Here is a 22,093-nt window from a genome sequence, read left to right on the forward strand (position 1 = left end):
CCCGGGCAGCTCACATGAGTGCGAGCATGCCTGCCATGCCGAGGCCCATGACCGCATGGCAGAGCTTGTGGATTCCGATGCGGCGCGAACGTACGTGCAGGGCGAGCCACCAGGCTGCGGCGATTGCGGACAGGGTGATCGCGACCCAGTTGATGGCCGTCGCCCAGTCGGGAGTCTGGGCCATCGCCTGCGTCATGTCGGATCCGCCGGAGTAGCCGTGGTCGTGGCCTCTGCGGTGGCCGGCGTTCTGGCTCCCGCCGCTGGCGTGTCCATCGCCGTGTGCATCGCCAATCATCTGGTGGGCCATCAGGAGGGGCATCGCCAAGAGCATCCACACCATCGCAGCATTGAGCACGATGTGTGAGGTCAGACTGATCCTCGGCACCCGTCCCTCGATCCGGATGGCACCGATCATCATGACGACGGAGAGGGTCGTGAAGAAGGCGACCTGGGCCCAAGTGGCAAGCGTTCCCGTGCTGACCCAGACCATAGCGATCATGCTCATGCTCATCACGAGGTGGTTGCCGTGCACGACCAGGTCCATCCTGGCTGCGCCGGCATCCGGACATGTCCGACTCCGAGTCTCGCTCCAGTGCCTGCCGATGTGGATGAGACACACGAGGCCGGTGAATGCGAACGCCGCGGTGAGGACGAGAGGCCATGGAAACGAGATCATCCCAAAATACTACACTTTGTAGTAATGTGATGCATGACCGCGGCACTGCGGTGCTCTATGGCGGCGTGTGCGGTTGGTCGGCTTTGAGGTGGGAGCCGCGGCCAGGGCGGGACGCATGCCGATTGCGAAGGCGACCGGGTATCCTCGGTGACACGACCTACCGACGAGCGAGAGCGGACAATGAAGCGTAGGAGCAACGGCGAACTGGAGAACGCGGTTCTCACGGCACTGTGGGAGCGCGGCGAACCCATGTCGGTCGCTGAGCTGCAGTCGGCCGTCTCTCCGCCGATGCCTGCGTACACGACGATGATGACGGTCCTGACCCGGATGGAGGACAAGAGCCTGATCATTCGCGATCGGGTCTCACGGTCGCTGATGATCAGCCCGGTGCGTTCTCAGGCCGCGACGGCGGCCTCTCGGATGTCGCAGACGCTGCGCGACTCGACCGACTCCCGAGAGGTGTTGATGTCGTTCATGGGATCGTTGGATGATGACGAGATCGAAGTGCTTCGCTCCTTCGTCCGCGACTGATCCGCTCCGACATGCTCGTCACGGCGATCATTCTTCTCTTTGCGGCTGCCGCCGTCTTCTTCTTCTCCCCGGTCGTTCTGTCTTTCGGCCGCTGGCAGTCGAGACGGCCGAGTCTTGCGCTGAACGCCTGGCTGACCGCGTTGATCGGCGGACTGCTGCTCAGCGTGGCCGCTGTCATCGCCCTCATCGTCGGAGCGCTGAATGTGCAGCGTGGTGATGCCGGCCCTCAGGTGCTGGTTCCGTGGATCGCGGGTTGGGTAGCGCTCTTCGCGGCCGGAATCGCGTTCGCTGTCGTGCTCAGTGCATCGGACGATTTCGGGCGTCGGCTCAGGGCCGAAGTCCAGGTTCTGCGTTCACGGTGGACTGACTGGTATGTCGATTCGCCGTTTCGCATCGTCACCGTCGACGATGACGACCCCTGCGCCTGCTCGCTGGCGGGGCGACCGCCGGAAATCTATCTGAGCACGGGCATGCGTCGAGTCCTCAGCGGTGACGAATGCGCGGCGATCATCGCCCATGAGAAGGCCCATATCCTGCGCCGACACAACCTCATCCTTCGGGCGGCGGCAATCAACTCCGCCTGTCTGCCGCGGCAGCTGCCCGTGTCTCGGCGGTTTCGTGCCAGTGTGCTCACCCTTGTCGAGATGATCGCCGATGACGATGCGGTGCAGGCGACATCGGCCGATGCGGTCAGAGATGCTCTCGAGTCCATAGGCCGATTCAGTGGCGATGTCTCGCTGCGTCTGCGGTCGCTGCGCCTGCGCCGCATCCATCTGGGAGCTGGCTGAATCACTCTCAAGTCGTATCTACTACACTGTTTCGTAATATGGTGGATACGATGACGGGATTTCGCGACGAACCGGCAAGCGGAACCAAGACAGCCAAGGCACCTGCAGCCGCCGCAGCGCTCACGATCTCAGTCACCGCCGCGACCGTCGCGATCATCACCGGAATCCTCGCCGGCCCCGAGACCCATACCTCGATCGCACGGGAATTTCCGGGACAGGCGGTCGTCGCCGCTGTTGCAGTGCTGCGTTCAGTCCACGAAGTCTTCTCGGTCCTGACCCTGGGCATACTCGCTGTCGTGCTGATGTCCACTTCGCGCACGAACAGGCCAGGTTGGTCTGAGATCAGTGCGACGGCGCGAAGTCTGCTGAGGGTTTTCAGTGCGATCTGGGCAACTGCGGCGCTGTTGCTCACGGTCGTCGACGGACTCAACACCAATGGGCTGTCAATGACGGCGCTCAACGACCCGAACCAGCTGGGGTTCGCCCTGACGGGGACTTTCTATCCGGCCGCGTGGCTCATCGTCGCCGTCGCGGCGTTCATCGTCTTCGCCGTGTCCCTCCTCTCCGAGTCCTGGGCCGCCCATGCAGTGAGTCTGTGGATCGGGATGATCGCCATCCTTGCCCCGGTCGTCATTTCGCAGGTGCTCGTCGGGCCCGACCACGATCTGGGTGAGGACGCATCGATCATCCAGACTCCGCTGGCGACAGTGGTTCTCGGACTTCTGGCGGCCGGCGTCCTCCTCGAAATCTTCCACCCCCATTGCGGGATCCTCCGCCGGATGGCTCGCTCGAAGCTCATGTGGGCGGGAATCGTGGTCATCGCCTGCACGGACGTGATGATCTCGATCTTCAAGCTCGCCGGTACTCCGCTGCTCGAGTCGACCACCGGATGGCAGCTGCTCACACGTTGGGCGGGGCTGACCGTCATCGTCATGGCGCTCCTGGCAGCCGCCTCGGTGCGAAGGGGCGCGGCACGCACCGGCATCCTAGTCGGATTCACCACCTGGGCGGCGATGACGGCCGCCATGGCGCTCGTTCCCTCACCGAACTACTTCGCACCCAACAGCACCGTCGCCGTATTCCTCGGCTACACCGTCGAGGCCGCACCCGACCCGCTCGTCCTGCTCACGCACTGGCGGATCAACCTCCTGCTCACCACGGTCGCGATCGCCGCCATGGCCGCCTACGGCCTCGGCGTGCTCAGACTCCGCCGCCGCGGCGACTCCTGGCCGGTGATCAGAACGCTCTGCTGGATGACGGGGTGGATCATCACCATCGTGCTGATGGGATCGGGGCTGGGCAAATACTCCCCGGCCGACTTCGGCATCCACATGATCGTGCATATGACGCTGAACATGCTCATCCCGGCTTTCCTCGTCGGCGGCGGGCCGATCACGCTCCTGCTGCGAGCAACGACGGGCACCGGCCGCCTCGGTAAGCAGGTCCACAGCCGCGTCAACCAACTCATCAACTGGCCGGGACTGCGGCTGCTGCTCCACCCGCTCGTCGTCTTCGTTGTCTACGTCGCCTCGTACTACGCCCTCTACCTCACCCCGCTGTTCGGCGAACTCATTCGATACCACTGGGGGCACCAGCTGATGAACGTGCACTTCCTCATCGTCGGATACATGTTCTTCTCGCTCGTCATCGGCGTCGACAAGCTTCCGATCGAACTGCCGCACATCGGCAGACTCGGATATGTCATCGCCGCCATGCCCTTCCACGCGTTCTTCGGCATCGTACTGATGATGACGAACACTCCGGTGGCACAGAACTTCTATCGCACTCTCGACCTGCCCTGGCTCGACATAGCTGCCGAACAGTATTTCGCCGGCGGCATCGCCTGGGCAGGTGGAGAGCTGCCTCTGCTGGGTGTGGTTCTCGTCCTTGCCATGCAGTGGACCAGGCAGGACAAGCACGATGCGCGACGCTTCGACCGCCATGAGGATACGGGTCTGAGTGATGAGTTCTCGGTCTATAACGACATGTTGCGAAAGCTGGCCGAAATGGACGGAGCCGTCTCGTCCGCAGGAGAAGGCGCAGGGGAAGGAACAAGACAGCGTGAGCAGTGACAGCACGGTCCGTGAGGGCAGTTTGGCACAATCAACGGGGCTGACTGGCGGAGTCGACATCGACATCACCGGCATGACGTGCACTGCCTGTGCCCGCCGGGTCGAGAAGTCGTTGAATCGGATTGACGGAGCCACGGCGTGGGTGAACTTCGCGACCGAACGCGCTCGCGTCACCGGACTCGACGATCCCGAGGCGGCTCTCAGTGCGGTGAAGAAGGCCGGATACGGGGCTCAGATCCACACGCCCGGCGACGATGCCTGGTCCCAACGGGCCGCCGAGGTGCGGCTGGGCTCCCTGCGTCGGCGCCTCATCCTCGCCGCCGTGCTCACTGTGCCGCTCATGGACGCCACGATCGCGCTTGCGCTGGTCGAGGCGTGGCGGTTCCCCGGTTGGGAATGGGTATGCGTCTTAGCGGCTCTGCCGATCGTGACGTGGGCCGCTTGGCCGTTCCACCGTTCGGCGTGGAAGAACCTGTTGAACCGGACGACGAACATGGACACCCTTGTGTCCCTGGGCGTCATCGCCGCCTTCGGCTGGGCCGTGGTGACTGCGGCCTTCGGCTTCAGCGGACCCGATGCCTGGCTGGGGTTCGGGCTCGTCCCCGAGGGTGCTGACGCCCTCTATCTCGATGTGGCTGCCGGGGTGACGACGTTCCAGTTGGCAGGCCGCTACTTCGAGACCCGGTCGCGGCGCAAGGCCGGTGATCTGCTGGCCGCGCTCAGCGACCTGGCTCCGAAGATCGCCCGCGTCCGTGGTGAAGGCGGAGACTTCGTCGACACTCCCATCGAATCGGTCAGACCCGGTGATGTCGTGCTCGTGCGTCCCGGCGAGACCGTGCCCGTCGACGGCATGATCGTCGACGGCACCGCCGAACTCGACACCAGCAGTCTCACCGGCGAACCCGTGCCGGTGCCTGTATCCGCCGGCGACCGCGCCGTCGGAGGTTCGTTCGCGACCAATGGGCAGATCACGATCGATTCCGAGGCCGTCGGCGCCGACACCCAATTGGCGCAGATCGCGACGATGGCGGAGAAGGCACAGTCGCAGAAGGCTCTGGTCGAGAGCCTCGTCGACCGGATCACAGCGATCTTCGTACCTGTCGTCCTCGTCCTCGCACTCGCCACCCTGCTCGTGTGGTTGCTGCCGCTGGGACACACGCCGTCACGGGCGATCGGAGTTGGCATCTCCGTGCTCATCATCGCCTGCCCATGCGCACTCGGACTGGCCACCCCGACCGCGCTCATGGTCGGTATCGGTCGAGGTGCCCGTTTGGGCATCCTCGTCAAGGGCCACACCGCGCTCGAGGCCAGCGGCAGTATCGACACGGTGCTGCTCGACAAGACCGGTACCGTGACCACCGGTTCCCTGCAGGTCGCGCAATCGTGGCTGCCGAAAACGCACTGCGGCGAGCTGTTCGAGAGGGTAGCCGCTCTCGAGATGCGCTCGGAGCACCCGGTCGCCCGCGGAATTCTCGACTTCGTCCGCTCTCACACCGAGGCGGGGGAACAGTCAGCCGGTACCGCCACTGAAATCTCGGAGGTGGAAGTGCTTCCCGGGGTCGGGATCGAAGGGGTCGTTGGCGGGAAGCCGATGGCCGTCATCAGCGCCTCCGCTGCTGCCGAGCGCATCGATCTGGGATTGGAGATAGACAGTTGGGTCCGTGTCCAGGCGGAGGCGCAGCGCACCGTCGTGATCGTCATCGATGACGGCGTGCCGGTGGGGGCTTTGGCGCTCAGCGATGACATCAGACCCGACGCGACAGCCAGTGTGGAGCAGCTGCGCACTCTCGGGCTGCATACCGTCCTGCTCACCGGCGACGCTTCCTCTCCCGCAGGTGTCATCGCAGAGAGGATAGGCACTGACAATGTCATTGCCGAGGTCCTTCCCAATGACAAAGCAGCGGTCGTGACGTCACTGCAGGAGGCCGGCCACCGCGTCGCGATGGTCGGAGACGGTATCAACGACGCGTCAGCACTGGCTGCCGCTGATCTCGGCATCGCCGTGGTCACCGGCTCGGACATCGCGATGAAGTCGGCCGATATCATCATCGTCCGGGGCGACCTCGGCGCCATCGCCGAATCGATCATGCTCTCGCGCAAGACTCTGGGCACCATCCGCGGCAACCTGGCGTGGGCATTCGGCTACAACGTCTTGGCGATTCCCATTGCGATGTTCGGCCTGCTCAACCCGCTGATCTCAGCGGCAGCCATGGCGATGTCCTCGGTGTTCGTCGTCTACAACAGCCTCCGGCTGCAGCGCGTGAAGCTGCGAGCTTGACACTCTTCGGCCCAAGCGACGATGGGTCACTCGACAGCGAAATTAGACTCAATGCCCGAGGCTCGCATTGTCCCTCGCACGAAAGGACGATTGAGGCGAGCCCCCTCAGCAGAGTGGAAGAGCCAGGCGCCAAAGCGGGCGTTCAGGATTCCCAGCGGCGCTGACGCAGGATGGGCGGCAAGCCGAAGTAGATCGGCGGGCGTGCCGAGGCGGCCGGTGGTGAGGTCCTCGATTTGGAACTCTCTGCGCCTGATGCCCCTAGCGCCCACGCACTTTCCCAGCTGATGAGCTCTCCGGCGTGGCAGACCGGGTCGCCTCCGCTCGAGGGCGGCTCGGCCCACATCCACAGGTTGATCCCGTATTCCATAAGGACGAGCTTGCGGTCGGCCTCCCGTGACGAGTTCTCCTTGACCAACGTCGCCCGCAGCTTCGCCGAGGCATCCTCGAGATCCGTCCACCCGTCCTGTCTGTGCGGCAGAAACACCCACGTCCCCGCGGGGACGTGTTCCGGTACGAGCTTCCCGACGGCGGCGATCTCAACCGAGTCCCCGAAAGAATCGAGCATCTCCGCGAAGCACGCATGGGCCACCTCGGGGGAGGGCGCGATGATGAGCAGGTGGGCCGCCTCGGCGCGCACCTCATCAGGGAAAAGATGCGTGAACGGATTCGCGCGCATCGACCCGAGCACCTGCGTCCAGTGTCCCGGCACCGTGCCATCGGCCAAGAACCCGCTGGTGCGTGGACGCTCCTCATCGTGTCGCATCGAAAATCTCCTCGCCGAGGCTGGTCACCGGTCCCTTCCATCATGCACCCACATGCCGGTGGGGTCAGATGGGGAGTCCTCCGGTCCGATCTGTCTCGCGCCTGACAACTCGCACCTAACGAATGGGATACGTTCCTGCCAGCCGTATGCCATCGGCGCTCCGCCCGTTCTACACTGATCGAAGTGGATCGAGCAACGGCAGAGATGTCGGCTCGGTCCACGACCACGTCTGAACCATCTCGCCGCACCGGCGAGCCTGCACGCCCGAAAGCTCAAGCTCTTGCTCTCTTCCTCACGCCGCACTCTCGTGGCACTTGCCGCAGTCCTGTCCCTCGGTCTCCTCTCCGGATGCGCCGAGGATGCCCAACCAACCGTGGACACCGCCACTTCCAGTTCAGCCGACCCCAAACCCACACGCGCGGCCTCGGAACCGAGCGCTGATTCCCTTGCGTCATCGTCCGAGGACACCGACGAAGAAGGCGAAAGCGAAGAAGGGGGCGAGGGCCGCGCAGGCAGCTCGGCGGCGGGGACCGCCTCGGCGATGTTGGACGAACTCACGGTGAAGGGCCGGGCACCGAAGACCGGCTACGACGGTGACCTGTTCAAGTGGCGTTCGGACACCGACCACAACGGCTGCGACACCCGCAATGACGTGCTCCGCCGGGACCTCATGAGCATCACCCTCAAGGCTGGAACCCGCGGCTGCATCGTGTTGGCCGGGACGCTCGCCGACCCCTATGCTGGCGAGACCTATGACTTCGACCGCAGCGCGAATGCCGTCGACATCGACCACGTCGTCGCCCGCTCGAACGCGTGGCAGACGGGGGCTTTCGAATTCGACGAGGAGACGCTCAAGGAATTCGGCAACGACCCGCTCAATCTGCTCGCCGTGAGCTCGAGCCTCAACAGGCAGAAGGGTGACGGCGACGCCGCGACCTGGCTGCCGCCGAACAAGACCTTTCGCTGCGAATACGTCGCCCGACAGATCGCCGTCAAACACAAATACGACCTGTGGGTCGTCCCGCCCGAAAAGGCCGCCATGGAGCGCGTCCTCGACACGTGCGACGACCAACCCACTTTCGCCGAGGACGTCGACTGGCCCGGTCCCGGCGACGGTGACAACGTCACCACGAAGGAAGAGACCCGCCCCGCTGGTCAGAAGTCCTCGAGCTCAGGATCCTCGTCGAGCGGATCATCCAGCAGCTCCTCGGACTCTTCGTCGACCTACTTTGAGAACTGCACGGCCGCTCGCGAAGCCGGTGCCGCGCCCGTGCGCCGGGGTGATGCCGGATACGGGTCCCACCTCGACCGTGACGGCGACGGAATCGCCTGCGAATAGCAGCGACGTCGCCCTCACCTGGCCGTGGAAGTCTCTCGTTGAACGCTCAGGCACGGGTCCCGGAGCTCGAAGAATAGGGAACGCGCACGGTGACTGCCGGCCGCCTCGGCGAGGGGCGGTGTGTGCACGATCACGGCCGGTCGGTAATCTGATGTCGAACACCGTCGCAGCTGTTCCTGTCGACGGCCGCCACGATCATCGATGATGAGGAGATCGCTATGTCCGGACTCGATACCGCCCTGACTCCGCTGCGCTTCCTCGAGCGTTCGCTCGAGGTCCACCCTGACCGGGAGGCGATCGTCGACGGGCCTCGCCGCTTCACCTACCGGCAGATGGCCGAGACGGTGCAGAGCCTCGCCGAAGGGCTGGTCCGCCGTGGACTCAAGGCCGGGGAGACGGTTGCGGTGCTCGCCCCCAACAGCGCCGAGGCGCTCATCGCCCACTATGCGGTCCCGTTGGCAGGCGGTGTGCTCGTCATGCTCAACACCCGACTGGCTCCGCCGGAGGTCGAGTACATCCTCGGCCACAGCGAGGTGAAGTTCTTCTTCGGCGATGCCGGACTCCTCCAGCCGGTCATCGATGCCGGTGCGGCGAACGGGGTCGAAACGATCGTCGTCCACCCTGACGAAGACGGAACCCCAGGCGACGTGACCGCGACGGATCTCAACGTGGAAGCGTACGCCGACTGGACCGCCTCGGCGCCGGAATCGCCCCGTGCCTATGCGGTCGATGATGAAACCGCGACGATCACCGTCAACTACACCTCGGGCACGACGGGGCAGCCGAAGGGCGTCATGTACACTCACCGCGGGGCGTATCTGAACTCGCTCGGCGAAGTCATTACGCAGGACTTCGCGGCCCTGACCCGGTACCTGTGGACGCTGCCGATGTTCCACTGCAACGGCTGGTGCACGACCTGGGCGCTGACCGCGGTGTCGGGCACGCACGTGTGCATTCGCGCTGTGCGCGGACCCGAGGCCTGGCGACTCATCGACGACGAGAAGGTCACGCGGATGGCCGGAGCTCCCGTCGTCCTCAACACCATCGCCGGGGCCGAGGAAGCCCACGATCTGGGCGGTTCGCTGTCGATCACCACGGCCGGCGCCCCGCCCTCGCCGACGACGATCGCGATGCTCGAGAGCCTCGGCATCGAGGTCATCCACGTCTACGGACTCACAGAATCCTATGGCCCGTACTCCTCATGCGAACCGCAGCCCGAATGGAGCGGCCTGCCGGTGGAGGAGCGCGCGACGCTGAAGTCCCGGCAGGGGATCGGCATGATCAGCGCCGATCGCATGCGCGTGGTCGAGCTGCGCGATGACGATGTGCTCACCGACGTGCCCCGCGACGGGGTGACGATGGGCGAGATCGTCATGCGCGGCAACAACGTCATGAAGGGCTATCTGGGTGCTCCAGAAGCCACCGCCGAGGCGTTCCGCGGCGGCTGGTTCCACACCGGCGACCTCGCCGTGATGCACGAAGACGGGTACGTCCAGATCCTTGATCGGGCCAAGGACATCGTCATCTCCGGCGGGGAGAACATCTCCACCATCGAGGTTGAGCAGGCCCTCGTCGCCCACGAATCCGTCGCCGAGGCGGCCGTGGTCGGAATGCCCGACGAGAAGTGGGGACAGCGGCCGTTGGCCTACGTTGTGCTGGGGGCCGGCGCCGAGGTGGCCGAAGACGATCTCATCGCCTTCGTCAAGACTCGCATCGCCTCCTATAAGGCACCGGCCGGCATCGAATTCGTCGACGCGCTGCCGACGACCTCGACGGGCAAGATCCGCAAGAATGCCCTGCGGGAGCTGGCGGAGAACTGAGCGCGAAGCCGGGATTGCGGATGGCGGGCCGGGCGCGCCCCGCACGGCGAGGTCGGGGCTGCTCGGTTCCGGGCAGGAAGGCTGATCCGGTGTGTCCCCGAGATCGTGTCGGTCCCCGAGGCGGTCGACTTCCTCATAGCGGTCCCGGCCTCTCCGTCCGGCTTCGTCCGCGGAGCCGTAGACTCGGGCGTCGGCAGCTTCCGGGTCCTCAGGGGCTTCGCACCGGAGTGAGAGGACCGAGCGGGCCCAACGCCGCTGGCCGCGGCGCTCTTCGGACACGGCCCCTAGGGTGAGCGTGTGCAATAGGGGTCAGCTGCTCGCAGTACGGCGGGAACGAGCCCACAGCAGCACAGGAATGAGCACGAGAGCGAGGGTACCGCCGCTCAGCGACAGCACCTGGAAGCTGGAAGCCGACATGACAACGCCGGACATCGCGCCGCCTCCGGCTCCGGCCAAAGCGATGAGCACATCGATGGTGCCCTGGGTGCGAGCACGGTTCTGCGGTACCGTGGCATCGACGACGAGCGCGGTGCCGGAGACGAGACCGAAATTCCATCCGAGACCGAGCAGCACCAGCGCGAGGATCAGCAGACCCAGTGAGTCAGCCGGTGCGGTCGCCGCGAACACTCCTGCCAACAGAAGTGTCACTCCTGAGGCGATGACCATTGGGGTGCGTCCGAGTCGATCCACCAACGTGCCGGTGACCAAGGACGGCAGCCACATCGCCCCGACATGAAGGCCGATCACGAGGCCCACGGCTGCCATCTCATGATCGTGGGCGCGCATGTGCACCGGTGTCATCGTCATGATGGCGACCATCACCACTTGGGTCAGAACCATCACCGTGGCACCCAGGTAGGCGTTGATTCCGACTTTCGGCGTCACTTCATTGGCGTCATCACCCGACTTCTTGACAGTGGAGTCGGCGGCGATGCGCCGGGCCAACAGGAAGGGATCCGGCCGGAGGAAGACGAACAGCACCACACCTGCGGCAGCATAGGCGACCGCGGCAAGGATGAAGGGGCCGGCCAGAGCCGGTGCCCCGAGCGAGGTGGCGAAGGTGCCCAGCGGGTCGATCAGATTCGGGCCCGCGACGGCACCGATGGTGGTTGCGACCATGGCCATGCTGGTGCCGAACCCGCGTCTGTTCGCCGGTGCCAGATCGCCTCCGGCATACCTCGCCTGCAGGTTCGTGGCGGTGCCGGAGCCATAGACGAACAGCGAGATGAACAGCAGTGGCACGCTGTCGGAGACGGCGGCGAGCACGACGCCGAGAGCCCCGATTCCACCGGCGATGAACCCGTAGGCCAGTCCCATGCGCCGTCCGAATCGCTGCGTGGAATGTCCCACCAGGTAGGCGGCCAGCGCCGAGCCGAGGGTGAAGAGTCCAGTGGGGAGCCCGGAAAGGGCGTCGGAACCGAGCATGTCCTGAGCCAGCAGCGCACCCACCGAGATGCCTGCGGCGAGCCCGGAACCCCCGAGGATTTGGCTGAGGATGACGACGGTCAGGGTCCGCTTGTGGACTCGGGCCGTCTCGGCGGCTGTCACTTCCGCGATTGGTTCAGTTTCAAGCGATGCCAAGGTCGACCTTCTTATCAGCGCGCCACTCCACGATGCCCTCGGCCATGGCCATTGCCTCGATTTCGTAGTCTCTCAACAGTGCAGCCGCTTCGGTTGCCAGTCGGCACAGCTCGCCGCGACAGTAGACGGCGATCTCTTTGTCCTTGGGGATCTCGTCGATGCGGTCGATAAGCTGATCCAGCGGCACCGAAACCGCGCCGGGGAAATGTCCTTCCTGGTACTCATCGAGAGGTCGTACGTCGATGATGTACATACTTGATGTCACCTCTGCCGGTGCGATCACCGGAACCCCGCCATCGGGTCGGCCCATATAGTCGTCAAGAGCATCGCGCAACCGCGGATAGCGACTGAGTGCCACTCGTTTGGCCGCCGTGTAGAGCTGTGCAACGTCATCACCGCTGAGCTTGTAGTTGATCGTGGTGCGTTCGCGACGTTTGCTCACCAGGCCGGCACGGTTCAGCGTCTGGAGATGCGCCGAAGTCGTGGTCATCGCCATCCCCGTCAGCCGAGCCAGTTCTTCAACAGAGTGTTCTCCCTGGGCCATGAGTTCCATCAATTCCAGTCTTCGACCGTTGGCGATCGCTTTGACTGCTTCGGCGAAGACTTCGAAAACTGTGGAGCGTTCAGGTAGTTGTCTATTCCATGCATCCATGGAATATGAGTATAGAGGTGAAATTGCTTTTGATCAACCGAATCGATTCGGGGTCTTTTTCGGTCTGGATTCATAGCGAGGCGTTACGGGGGCGGAGGGCTGGCGCTGTGGCGGAGAGGGACCTGGCCGAAGGGTTGTCAGGTCCCTCTCCGCGTCTCCCGATCTGGGGGTGCCGCCGATGGCAGCCTATGGCGGCCGGTTCCCGCCGTCTATGTCTCCTGCGGCGAGCAGTGCGTCGTCGACGGCCGTGACGAACTCCTCGGTCGGTTGTGCACCTATAATCGGATTACCGCCGATGATGAAGGCCGGCGTACTGGGGGTGCCCAGGGAATACCCCTCTTCGGCGGTGGCGTCGGAGTCCTCTTGGGCTTCGTCGGAGTTCAGGTCCGCTTCGAACTGTTCGGAGTCGAGGCCCAGATCTGCGGCCAGGGACACGAGTGAGTCCTCATCGAGTTCAGATTTCGACCGATGCTTCCCATCTTTGAGCATAGCGTTGTGGAAATCCCAGTAGGAGTCTTGCAGGCTGGCGGCGTAGCCAGCGCGAGTGACTCGTTCTGATTCCTCTCCGAAGATGGCGATTTCGCGCAATTCGATCCTCAGTTCTCCGTCGTCGACGTAGTCCATCATGGTCGGCAGAGTGTCATGGCTCCAGGAAGCGCAGAACGGGCATTGGAAGTCGGAGAACATGACGATAACGACCGGTGCATCGACATCGCCACCGGAGCGAGTGTCATTGTCGATTCGGTGTTCGACGAACGATAGGTCGACTTCGTCGGTGCTCGTTCCGGACTCGCCTTTGGCTGCGGCCTCGGTCTCCGACCCACCTTGAGCTGCGGCCTGTGTGTCGGCTGCGTCGTCGGGTGAGCCACGGTTGATAATAATCACGGCGACGAGGACTGCGGCGAGGGCGATGACCTCCAATGGCGCAAACCAGGTGATGGGGCCGCGAGTAGAGCTGGGCGCGGATTTCTCCTGGGAGGGATTCGGTGAACGTGTGAGGGCGGGCTCGGTACGGAGTGCTGGTGATTGGCGAGCCTGGTGTACTGAGGTGCATTGTGGGCGAGTGCAGGGGGTGTTGCGCTTTCCGCCTCAGAGGTCTTCGGGGGCCTCTGTCGATGACTGCTGTCGGCGGCGCGCGGAGGCGGTGTCTGCTCGAGCGGATTTGTCCGCGTCAGTGACGTTGTCCGAATCTGCGGCAGAATCGCTGCCCGTGAGTGTGGTGCGAAGCTTTCGTCGGCTGACGAAGAACCACAGCCCGATGGTGATCGCTGCGATCGCAATCACGGTGATGACGTCGACGATCGGTGACGAGAAGGCTCCGACCGATTCCTGCATTGCCGAAAGCGTCGTCGTCGAAATGGGTGAGTGCACCGACACGAGACCGTTGGTCGTCCAGAAGATGATGCCGACGGCGACCATGAGGGCGCTGGTGATCATCGAGGCCGTGTGGAAGTCCCTGCCGAGGAACCGGAAGGACCGTCCTCTCAGCACTGTGCGCATACGCGGGCCCATCCGGCGCCACAGTGCCGCGATGACCAGGAGTGGAGCGACCATTCCGGCGCCGTAGATGGCCAGCATGGCCCCGCCGGCCATGATGTCGCCCCGGGCTGCGGCCAGAGTGAGGACGGCGCCGAGTATGGGGCCAGCGCACATGCCGGCGACCCCGCTGGTCGCTCCCAGCAGGAAGGTCTTCATCCACCCTGTCGCGCTGGCGGCGCGATTGCGGGCGGAGTCGGCACCGGGGAGCATGCGTGCGGGGTCGAACCCGAATCCTAGGAACTGCAGGGCGCCGAGGGCGATGAGGACCACCGATGCGGTCACGACGATCACCGCGCGATGCGTCGTGAAGAGCATTCCCAGGCTGCCGGCGCCCATGCCCAGGGGGATGAGCACGAGCAGCATGCCGATATAGAAGATCAATCCATGCAGCAGCAGGCGCGGTCCAGCACCCACTGTCGAGCCGAAGAACGCCGGTAAGAGCAATGCGGCGCAGGGGCTGAGAAGCGCGAGTGCACCACCGATGAATGCGCTGAGAAAACCTATGTCCACTATGTTCCTTTTCTGCCTTGCGTTGTGGCAACCGTGTCGCCCCCGGGCCCCGGCGACGGATTGAGCGGCACATCGGCTGCTGCGAGGGATTGCCGATGTGAGACGGCGGGTGGATCGCGAGGTGAGGCTGCTGGGCTGCCGGGTGGGGCGGTCGTTCTGTTCAGACGACTATCTCATATAGTCGACTATCTGGCATAGTAATATCATGAATTGTGCAGATGAAGTGGAGGTTGTCCTTGCCCGCTGACCCCGACAGCAGGCCTCGCTCGGCTTGGTTTGTTCCAGTGACCGTGGCCGTGAGCGCGGCGGTGCTGATCGTCGCGATCGTGATGATGACCGGAACGAGCGGATCGACCGGGGAGGAGGCAGATCCGGCTGCGCAGGCGGAAGGCGAGGGTGGGGCGGAGACGAACTTCGCCGAGGCGGAGACTCGGGACGGTGAGGACCTGTTGGCGGTGGGTCCCGAAGACGCTCCGGTCGTGCTGGTGATGTTCAGCGACTATCAGTGTCCGTACTGCGCGGCGTGGACGGACGAGACTCTGCCGGCGATGATGGAGCACGTCGAGGATGATGAGCTGAGAATCGAGTGGCGCGACGTCAATGTGTACGGTCCGGCCTCTGAACGATCTGCCCGGGCTTCGTATGCGGCGGCGCTGCAGGGGCAGTTCCTGGAATACAACAATGCTCTCTTCGCTGACGGGCGGACCCGTACCGAGGCGAATCTCAGCGAGGACAAGCTCATCGCCCTGGCCGAAGACCTCGGACTCGCCCCGGAGAGGTTCTCCGAAGATCTGGCCTCTGAAGAGACTGCTGAACTGATCGCTGACAATGAGGACTTCGCTATCGACCTGGGCATCACTGCCACGCCGGTGTTCGTGATGGGTGGGCAGCCGATCATCGGCGGACAGCCGACGAGCCAATTCGAGACCGCATTCGACAGTGCTTTCGATGCTGCGCAGTGATGGCCGGGCGCAGGAGCAGACTCCCCTGAATCGGACCGGCGCAGACGAAGCGGCAGCCCGATTGCCGACTCTCATCGTCGTAGTTGTCGCCATGGCCGCTGTGTCTCTTGCGGTGGCAGTGCGAACGGGAGCGTATCTCGGCCCGGAGGCCTACACGTCGATCGCGCGCGAGTTCCCCGGATCGGCTGTGGCGACGGCCGCAGCAGTGCTGCGTTCGGTGGCTGAGATGTTCTCAGTCCTGTCTCTGGGCACCCTAACGCTGGGGCTGATGTTCATTTCGCGGACGCGTAGCCTAGGGTGGTCGAGCGCGAGTCACTCGGTTCGAGGCATGCTGCGGATCTTCAGCGCAGTGTGGTCCACGACGGCTTTGATCCTGATCGTCGTGGATGCCCTGAACACCAATGGCACGTCCTTTTCGGCGTTGGGCGGTCCGAGTCAGTTGTGGTTCGCGTTGACGGCGACTTTCTACGCTCGGGCTTGGCTCATCGTCTTCGGTGCCGCGTTCCTGGTCTTCGTCGTCTCGATGTTTGCTGAGAGCTGGGCCGCACACGCGTTCGCCCTGGGCGTCGGATCGGTCTCAGTCCTCGCGCCGGTAGTCATCTCGCAGGTGCTCGTCGGACCCAACCACGATCTGGCTGAGGACGCCGCCATGATCCAGACTCCTGTGATCGCCGTGACCCTGGGTGCCGCTGTCACTGCGGTGTTCGTGGAGCTTCTTCATCCCCGAATCGGTCTTCTTCGGCGACTGGCTCGATCATGGATGCTGTGGCTGGGAATCCTCGTCATCGTCGACTTCGACATCGTGATCACCTGGTTCAAGCTGGCCGGGCAGACCTTGTCAGGGTCGATCACCGGCTGGCAGATGCTGATCAGGTGGGTCGGGCTGGCCGTCATCGTCATCGGATTGCTGCGTGCGCGATCGGGTCGAAGTCCTTGGGCTATAGGGGCCGTATTGGTCGGGTTCACCGGTTGGTCCGCGATGACAGCGGCCATGACCCTGGCTCCTTCGCCTAACTACTTTGCGCAGACTCGGACCATTGAAGTCTTCCTCGGCTATGCCGTCGACGCTGCACCTGAATTCCTCACCTTGCTTTCGGCCTGGCGGATCGACCTGCTGATGACCACCATCGCCGCTGTGGCGATGATCGCCTATGGCGTCGGCAGACAGACGATTCGCCGTCGTGGTGAGACCTGGCCGTTGCTGCATACGGTGTCCTGGATGGCCGGGTGGGTGACCGCAATCGCAGTCACCTCGTCGGGAGTGGGCAAGTATTCCACCGCTGACTTCGGTCTGCACATGGTTGTTCACATGGTGTTGAACATGATCGTTCCGATCTTGCTTGTCCTGGGAGGACCTCTGAGCCTGCTGCAGCAGGCGACAGCAGGTTCCGGTCGAGTCGCTCTGCAGATCCATGCGCGCATTGAGGCGTTGATCATGTGGAGATGGACGAAGTTCCTCCTGCATCCGCTACTCGTCTTCGTCGTCTACGTCTCGTCACTGTACATTCTCTATCTCACGCCTGTGTTCGGCAGTCTCGTGCAGTACCACTTCGGCCATCAGCTGATGAATGTCAGTGTGCTCATCATCGGCTGTGCGTTCTTCTCCCTCGTCGTCGGCATCGACCGGCTTCCGGCGGAGCTGCCGCAGCTCGGCAGACTCGGCTTCCTGCTTGCCGCAATGCCGTTTCACGCCTTCTTCGGAATCGTGCTCACGACCGCTCAGATCCCTGTGGCCCAGAACTTCTATCGTTCGATCGACCTGGACTGGTTGGACATCTCCGGCGCACAAGCTGTCGCCGGGGTCGCCGTTTGGGCCGGCGGTCAGCTGCCGCTGTTGGCCGCCGTCATCATCTTGGCAGTGCGGTGGACTCGACAGGACGGGAGGGCCGATTCGCGAGCCGACGATGTCCGGCGTCTGCACGGCGAGCGTGATGCTTATGGCGACGCGCTCGCCCGTTTGGCCCGTCGCGGGGCAGGCGCCCCAACTGGTCGCAGGGGATCAGCCAGCGATGCCACGGCATCTCAGCAGGCCGGAGCGCTGCAGGATCACGATGCTCTCTGAACAAATTCATTGTGACGCAGATGTGCCGATGCTCGGAACTGGCCGCAACTGGCAACGGCCGCTGCAGGGAGTCTCTAAACTCGAGATTTCATGATTAGGAGCGACCGGATGGTGGACTGACAGAAGAAAAGTGCTCCTGACCAGGGATAATGGTGTTTGCGAAGACAGCCAGAATCCGTTGGAAACGGAGCACTCTCAGAGTGAAGCCTACCCGCAGCCATCCTCGCCTGCACATCGATACCGCTCCCAGCAACGCTCTCGGCCAAGCCGGCGGCACCCACAACTTCCTGGGCTTCCTCACCGGGAGGCGCTGTCGTACTCGGTGGGGTGGATGCTGCCGGTGACGATGCCAGACCTCTACCACCAGCTGACGAAACTGGACGCGTGGGAACCGACCTATGACACCGATGGTCAACCCCGTGATGGTGCCGACGTCGCCGAACTCACCGGAACTCTCGATCTCGACGACTGGCCGGAAGGAATGCGACTCGTTGTCCCCCGGGAGAGCCCTCACCCGGGCGCCCAATTGCGGTTTGACGATGTCGACGGGCACCGTCTGACCGCGTTCGCGACGAACACGAAAGGTAGCTAACTCGCCGATCTGGAAGTCCGACACCGATCTCGGGCCAGATGTGAGGACCGGATCCGCGTCGCCAAAGACACCGGACTGGTGTATTTCCCGTTCAGGGGATTCGACCAGAATCGGATCTGGTCGGCCATCGTCGCCCTTGCCGGGGACTTCCAGGCCTGGAGTGGGATGTTGGCATTCGCCGGTCACGAGATTCGTCGGTGGGAGCCGAAGAAGCTGCGCATGCACATCTACACCTTGCCAGCGACGATCGCAAGCACGGCCCGCCGGACGGTGGTGCATGTGAAGAACACGGTCCGCTGGGCGAAGACCATTGTGGCCGGACTCAACCGGTTGCGGGACCTGCAGCCCGAGCGACCCTGGACTCGAAAATCATGGTTGGGAGCCAACCCACGAAAAATCGAGGCTAAAGAAGGTTGAGAGTGCACTCGTCGGTCTCGGCCCCTCGATCGGAGGTCACGTCATCTGTTTGCAAGATGCCTCACCGTGGCTTCGATCTGGTGTACCAGTTCAATGGTGAAATCGCCGGCTTCAGCTCCGTCGATGACGCGGTGGTCGAAAGTAGTTGTGACATTGGCAATTTTCCTGACCTGGATTGATCCTTCATGGACGGTTGGTCGTTCGAATGCACGATGCACTCCAATTATTGCCGTCTGTGGCGGATTGATTAATGGAGTAGCTATAATGCCACCGCGTTTTCCGGGGCTGGTGACAGTGATCGTAGCGTTTTTCATATCGGTCGGTGTCAATGCCTTCTCACGAGCACGAAGGGCAAGATCATCTATGTCCTGTGCAATCTCAACCACGGACTTTTCGTTGGCTGATCGAATTACTGGAACGACAAGTCCGTCGTCGGTATCGACGGCTATGCCTACGTTGCAGTAATCGAAGGTGGTCAGTTCCTCACCGTCGAAGTGCGCGTTCAGGTGGCTGTACTTCCGAATGATGCAAGACGTCGCCGTGACTATCACGGGAAGTAGGCGAGACAGTGGAAGACCACTGACGTCGACTTCATCGATGATATGGACCCCGGGGATCTCCGCATGCGACTTCGCCATCTGATTAGCAATAGCTCGTCGCATACCTTGTAGCCGAACGCTTGAATGACCGTGTTGTTCACTCTTGACAGTCAACGACATCCCCTCCAGTTGTTGTGCTGAGGAGCGTCGCATCACTGAGGGTCCCTCTAGACAGCGAAGCAAATTGTTCCTGCAAATCCTGCGGCCCGAGGTCGCGCAAGCGCGGGCCGTCAAAGTCTAGGACGATCTTGCCAGCATGCATCATGATCAGGCGGTCGGCATGTGTCAATGCGTGATTCATGTCATGCGTCACCATGATGGTTGTAATCTGCTTTTGTCGCACGACTCGTTCGGTGGCTTCGTTAACTCTGCCGGCACTGTTGGGGTCGAGAGCTGCGACATGTTCGTCTAATAACATGACAGCAGGGTCTCCAATCGCTGCCATAGCAACCGCAATGGCCTGGCGCTGTCCCCCAGAGAGATTGCCGGAAATTGTGGACAAACGGTCTTCGAGCCCCATATTCAGCGGTTCGAGAAGTTCTGCAGCCATATTCCGAATACTCTTCTTCGAGGGCAACCGCAGTCGAAAGCGATTCGACTTTCCTGCTATTGCGAGAGCGAAATTCTCTTCGATTGTCAGCGCTGAGATCATATTCTGTTGTGGGTCCTGTCGTACCCGCGAGATGCTTCCCACTCTGCGCCAACTGGGACGGCGCGACAAGTCAGTGCCTCGAACTTCTACCGAGCCTTCGTCAGCGAGAATGTTGCCGGCAATGATGGACAGCATAGTCGACTTGCCCGCTCCGTTCGAACCGATGACGGAAAGAAATGTCCCCGGCGAAACGCTGAGGCTGATCCCATCGAGAGCGGTGAAGTCCTCTTGCCCTGGACGTTGAAACCGTTTAGTAATATTCGTCAGTCGCACGTCTGAGACTGTGGCCTGATGATCAGATGAAGCTTGCAACTCGGTCCTCCTCGTAGAACTGGGTTTGGGCGATCCGACGTTCTTTTCTACCCTTGCTCGTGAAACTGACTGTGATGGATTTGCCATGGGAACGGGCAGCGATCACCAATACCACCAAAGATGCTGTGATGAGCTGCAGTAGGTTGGGGTTCAGTCCCAGGTGAAGTGCACCGGACACTGCGAATCGATAGACAATTGCACCGCCAACGAGGGCGAGAACGATGAGAAGGATCCGCGGCGAGCGTGTCATGCTCAGTCCAATCATCATGGCGGCAAGTCCGATGACAATCACAGTTGTTTGGATGGTGACGTCCATAAAGCCTTGACTGTGGACCACCAATCCGCCACTCAGCGCTGCCAACGCATTTGCGATCGCGAGGCCGACTGCTTGTCTCCTTTCGGTGCGCACGCCCAAACCGCGAGCGGTCTGGATGTCTTTGCCGGCCGCGACGAGTGACAGTCCGTACTCAGTATGGAGGAACCACAGATAGGCACTGCACAGCACAGCGGCCACGAGGGCTCCAGTGATAATGGTGACCGTACCGTAGGAAAGTGTGGTCGTCTCCGCCCAGCTGAAAATGGTGGTGCTGCCAGCCAGTGAGAGATTTCCCGAGTTCATGATGATCAGGCACAGTGAGTAGCAGGCGGTCGCGACTAGAATTCCCGAGAGCAACACGCTTAGTCGCAGGACCAGGTGGAGCCCGGCGGTGATCAATCCGCAGATCATCCCCGCGACCATTGAAATTCCGAGGCTGATAAACGGGTTGTATCCTGCAATACTGAGGGTTGCTGCGACGGAGCCGCCGACTCCGAACGACCCTTGCAGGGTGAGGTCTGGCAGGCTCATGACGCCCATCGCCAGATATATTCCGAGGACCAGGGGCACGTACAGCAGCCCAACTTGAAGTGACACTTCTATGAGATTCCACAACATTGGGGAGTCCTTTTCGTCAGTAGGTTGTGATAGCTGATTCTTTGATGTCGCTGGGAATGTCGAGCCCGAGCTTCTCCAGCTTCGTGATGTTGAGGTCGTACCCACTGGCTTCTGGAACGACCACAGCAGTTTCTGCTGGGTCAGCACCATCCACCACCTTTACCGCCAGTTTGGCCACCTCGGCGCCGACATCCTTATAGTCGAAGGTCGTCGAGAGAACTCCACCTTCCTCCACGACCATGCTTGTTCCGCCAAATACCGGCAGGTTTGCATCATCGGCGGTCTGCATGAGTCCTCCGATTGCGCTCATGGTGGCGTTGTCGCCCGGGATTTCAATGGCGTCGGCACGTCCCACAAGCGATTTCGTCGCTTGGACGATCTCTGACCCGGTGGTGATGCTTGCGGGCACATATTCGATTCCTAGGGAGTCCAAGTGCTTCATTGCCTTCTTCGTCTGCGCTTCGCCGGCCGGGTCGCCGAGCTTCCAAACCAATCCCACGGTGCCCACTTCAGGCATGATCTTTCTCATCGCATCGATGTCTGGTGCAGGATCGAGAATGTCAGCGACTCCGGTGACATTCTTTCCGGGATTCTGCATCGAGTCGACGAGCTTCGCCTCGACGGGTGTGGATGAGGCGGCGAATACGATAGGGATGTCTTTGATCACCGTGGACATCAGTTGAGATGCTGCTGTGCCTATGGGAACGACGACGTCACAGCCGTCGTTGATGAACTTCTGCGCGATGGTCTGTTCTGCTGCAGTATCGCCGTTGGGATTTTCAGTCACGACATTCAAGCCCGCATCCTTTTGGGTCTCGAGCTGATCGTCGATCCCTTTCAGTATGTCGCTGATAACAGTCGCGGTAGTGTTCTGGTCGATGCAAACGGTTTTTCCCTCGTATTTGCCAGCAGCATCGGACGCGTTCCCGCAGGCAGACATTGCCAGCAAACACAAACAACCTAATGAAGACATGGCAAGGGAGGACATGCGTTTCATGATGAGATCTCCTTATT

General features: G+C 62.4%; 18 protein-coding genes and 1 pseudogene. 9 read left to right on the plus strand and 10 right to left on the minus strand.

Features of this window, described 5'->3' with window-relative positions; translation table 11 throughout:
• Nucleotides 1-10 precede the first annotated feature (10 nt).
• Nucleotides 11-676, minus strand: coding sequence for a DUF5134 domain-containing protein (locus BLU88_RS05900; RefSeq protein ID WP_092011176.1), 666 nt, complete (start codon nt 674-676; stop codon nt 11-13).
• Nucleotides 677-856: 180 nt separating this feature from the next.
• Here BLU88_RS05900 and BLU88_RS05905 point away from each other — a divergent pair, with 180 nt between their 5' ends.
• From BLU88_RS05905 to BLU88_RS05920, 4 genes are read left to right on the plus strand one after another with little or no spacing between them, the layout of a single operon-like run.
• The gene (locus BLU88_RS05905) at nt 857-1,207 is read left to right on the plus strand and encodes a BlaI/MecI/CopY family transcriptional regulator (protein ID WP_092011179.1); all 351 of its coding nucleotides are present in this window, start codon (nt 857-859) and stop codon (nt 1,205-1,207) included.
• Between the two features lie 11 nt (nt 1,208-1,218).
• Nucleotides 1,219-1,995 carry a M56 family metallopeptidase gene (locus BLU88_RS05910; protein ID WP_092011187.1) on the plus strand — a complete coding sequence of 259 codons (777 nt, stop codon included), beginning with the start codon at nt 1,219-1,221 and terminating at the stop codon, nt 1,993-1,995.
• 50 nt (nt 1,996-2,045) lie between these two features.
• Entirely contained in the window at nt 2,046-4,067 is a 2,022-nt protein-coding gene (locus BLU88_RS05915; RefSeq protein ID WP_157688984.1) for a cytochrome c oxidase assembly protein, read from the plus strand.
• On the plus strand, nt 4,057-6,345 hold the full coding sequence (locus BLU88_RS05920) for a heavy metal translocating P-type ATPase (RefSeq protein ID WP_231939626.1): 2,289 nt from the start codon (nt 4,057-4,059) through the stop codon (nt 6,343-6,345). Before BLU88_RS05915 ends, BLU88_RS05920 begins: the two co-directional genes overlap by 11 nt.
• 142 nt (nt 6,346-6,487) lie before the next feature.
• On the opposite strand, the gene BLU88_RS05925 is transcribed toward BLU88_RS05920, so the two are convergent.
• Nucleotides 6,488-7,108, minus strand: a complete 621-nt coding sequence (locus tag BLU88_RS05925) for a hypothetical protein (RefSeq protein WP_092011193.1) — start codon at nt 7,106-7,108, stop codon at nt 6,488-6,490.
• Between the two features lie 280 nt (nt 7,109-7,388).
• Between BLU88_RS05925 and BLU88_RS05930 the strand changes: the two genes are divergently transcribed.
• Nucleotides 7,389-8,447 carry a GmrSD restriction endonuclease domain-containing protein gene (locus tag BLU88_RS05930; RefSeq protein WP_197678195.1) on the plus strand — a complete coding sequence of 353 codons (1,059 nt, stop codon included), beginning with the start codon at nt 7,389-7,391 and terminating at the stop codon, nt 8,445-8,447.
• Nucleotides 8,448-8,665: 218 nt separating this feature from the next.
• Nucleotides 8,666-10,267: an AMP-binding protein gene (locus BLU88_RS05935; protein ID WP_092011196.1), complete on the plus strand. Its 1,602-nt coding sequence runs from the start codon at nt 8,666-8,668 to the stop codon at nt 10,265-10,267.
• A gap of 309 nt (nt 10,268-10,576) precedes the next feature.
• On the opposite strand, the gene BLU88_RS05940 is transcribed toward BLU88_RS05935, so the two are convergent.
• From BLU88_RS05940 to BLU88_RS05955, 4 genes are all read right to left on the minus strand, one after another.
• A complete protein-coding gene (locus BLU88_RS05940; protein WP_231939627.1) occupies nt 10,577-11,815 on the minus strand; it encodes an MFS transporter in 1,239 nt (412 codons plus the stop codon).
• A 19-nt stretch (nt 11,816-11,834) separates the two neighbouring features.
• A complete protein-coding gene (locus tag BLU88_RS05945; RefSeq protein WP_092011203.1) occupies nt 11,835-12,500 on the minus strand; it encodes a metalloregulator ArsR/SmtB family transcription factor in 666 nt (221 codons plus the stop codon).
• 186 nt (nt 12,501-12,686) lie between these two features.
• Nucleotides 12,687-13,421: a DsbA family protein gene (locus BLU88_RS05950; protein ID WP_092011207.1), complete on the minus strand. Its 735-nt coding sequence runs from the start codon at nt 13,419-13,421 to the stop codon at nt 12,687-12,689.
• Nucleotides 13,422-13,589: 168 nt separating this feature from the next.
• Nucleotides 13,590-14,549 carry a cytochrome c biogenesis CcdA family protein gene (locus BLU88_RS05955; RefSeq protein WP_092011210.1) on the minus strand — a complete coding sequence of 320 codons (960 nt, stop codon included), beginning with the start codon at nt 14,547-14,549 and terminating at the stop codon, nt 13,590-13,592.
• 284 nt (nt 14,550-14,833) lie between these two features.
• Between BLU88_RS05955 and BLU88_RS05960 the strand changes: the two genes are divergently transcribed.
• The 3 genes and pseudogenes from BLU88_RS05960 to BLU88_RS05970 all read left to right on the plus strand — a co-directional run.
• Entirely contained in the window at nt 14,834-15,511 is a 678-nt protein-coding gene (locus BLU88_RS05960; RefSeq protein ID WP_197678196.1) for a DsbA family protein, read from the plus strand.
• Nucleotides 15,498-17,573 carry a cytochrome c oxidase assembly protein gene (locus BLU88_RS05965; RefSeq protein ID WP_092011216.1) on the plus strand — a complete coding sequence of 692 codons (2,076 nt, stop codon included), beginning with the start codon at nt 15,498-15,500 and terminating at the stop codon, nt 17,571-17,573. The genes BLU88_RS05960 and BLU88_RS05965 overlap by 14 nt, the downstream gene beginning before the upstream one ends.
• Before the next feature lie 266 nt (nt 17,574-17,839).
• Nucleotides 17,840-18,582, plus strand: a pseudogene (locus tag BLU88_RS05970) (transposase); the annotation flags it as partial.
• Between the two features lie 41 nt (nt 18,583-18,623).
• On the opposite strand, the gene BLU88_RS05975 reads toward BLU88_RS05970, so the two are convergent.
• Genes BLU88_RS05975 through BLU88_RS05990 form a run of 4 tightly spaced genes read right to left on the minus strand, consistent with a single transcriptional unit; the run spans nt 18,624 to nt 22,076 of the window.
• Nucleotides 18,624-19,334, minus strand: a complete 711-nt coding sequence (locus BLU88_RS05975; protein ID WP_092011219.1) for a 2-oxo acid dehydrogenase subunit E2 — start codon at nt 19,332-19,334, stop codon at nt 18,624-18,626.
• The gene (locus tag BLU88_RS05980) at nt 19,279-20,106 is read right to left on the minus strand and encodes an ABC transporter ATP-binding protein (protein ID WP_157688988.1); all 828 of its coding nucleotides are present in this window, start codon (nt 20,104-20,106) and stop codon (nt 19,279-19,281) included. Before BLU88_RS05980 ends, BLU88_RS05975 begins: the two co-directional genes overlap by 56 nt.
• A gap of 22 nt (nt 20,107-20,128) precedes the next feature.
• On the minus strand, nt 20,129-21,079 hold the full coding sequence (locus BLU88_RS05985) for an ABC transporter permease (protein ID WP_092011225.1): 951 nt from the start codon (nt 21,077-21,079) through the stop codon (nt 20,129-20,131).
• A 16-nt stretch (nt 21,080-21,095) separates the two neighbouring features.
• On the minus strand, nt 21,096-22,076 hold the full coding sequence (locus tag BLU88_RS05990) for an ABC transporter substrate-binding protein (RefSeq protein WP_092011228.1): 981 nt from the start codon (nt 22,074-22,076) through the stop codon (nt 21,096-21,098).
• Between the last annotated feature and the right edge of the window lie 17 nt (nt 22,077-22,093).

It is taken from the genome of Brevibacterium siliguriense, assembly GCF_900105315.1.
GTDB classification, from domain to species: Bacteria; Actinomycetota; Actinomycetes; order Actinomycetales; family Brevibacteriaceae; genus Brevibacterium; species Brevibacterium siliguriense.

Bases quoted from the DNA above. Each gene is read 5' to 3' on its own strand.
- BLU88_RS05900 (WP_092011176.1), bottom strand. From the start codon at position 676: ATGATCTCGTTTCCATGGCCTCTCGTCCTCACCGCGGCGTTCGCATTC.
- BLU88_RS05990 (WP_092011228.1), bottom strand. From the start codon at position 22,076: ATGAAACGCATGTCCTCCCTTGCCATGTCTTCATTAGGTTGTTTGTGT.
- BLU88_RS05945 (WP_092011203.1), bottom strand. From the start codon at position 12,500: ATGGATGCATGGAATAGACAACTACCTGAACGCTCCACAGTTTTCGAA.
- BLU88_RS05910 (WP_092011187.1), top strand. From the start codon at position 1,219: ATGCTCGTCACGGCGATCATTCTTCTCTTTGCGGCTGCCGCCGTCTTC.
- BLU88_RS05925 (WP_092011193.1), bottom strand. From the start codon at position 7,108: ATGCGACACGATGAGGAGCGTCCACGCACCAGCGGGTTCTTGGCCGAT.
- BLU88_RS05965 (WP_092011216.1), top strand. From the start codon at position 15,498: ATGCTGCGCAGTGATGGCCGGGCGCAGGAGCAGACTCCCCTGAATCGG.
- BLU88_RS05915 (WP_157688984.1), top strand. From the start codon at position 2,046: ATGACGGGATTTCGCGACGAACCGGCAAGCGGAACCAAGACAGCCAAG.
- BLU88_RS05905 (WP_092011179.1), top strand. From the start codon at position 857: ATGAAGCGTAGGAGCAACGGCGAACTGGAGAACGCGGTTCTCACGGCA.
- BLU88_RS05985 (WP_092011225.1), bottom strand. From the start codon at position 21,079: ATGTTGTGGAATCTCATAGAAGTGTCACTTCAAGTTGGGCTGCTGTAC.
- BLU88_RS05935 (WP_092011196.1), top strand. From the start codon at position 8,666: ATGTCCGGACTCGATACCGCCCTGACTCCGCTGCGCTTCCTCGAGCGT.
- BLU88_RS05975 (WP_092011219.1), bottom strand. From the start codon at position 19,334: ATGCGACGCTCCTCAGCACAACAACTGGAGGGGATGTCGTTGACTGTC.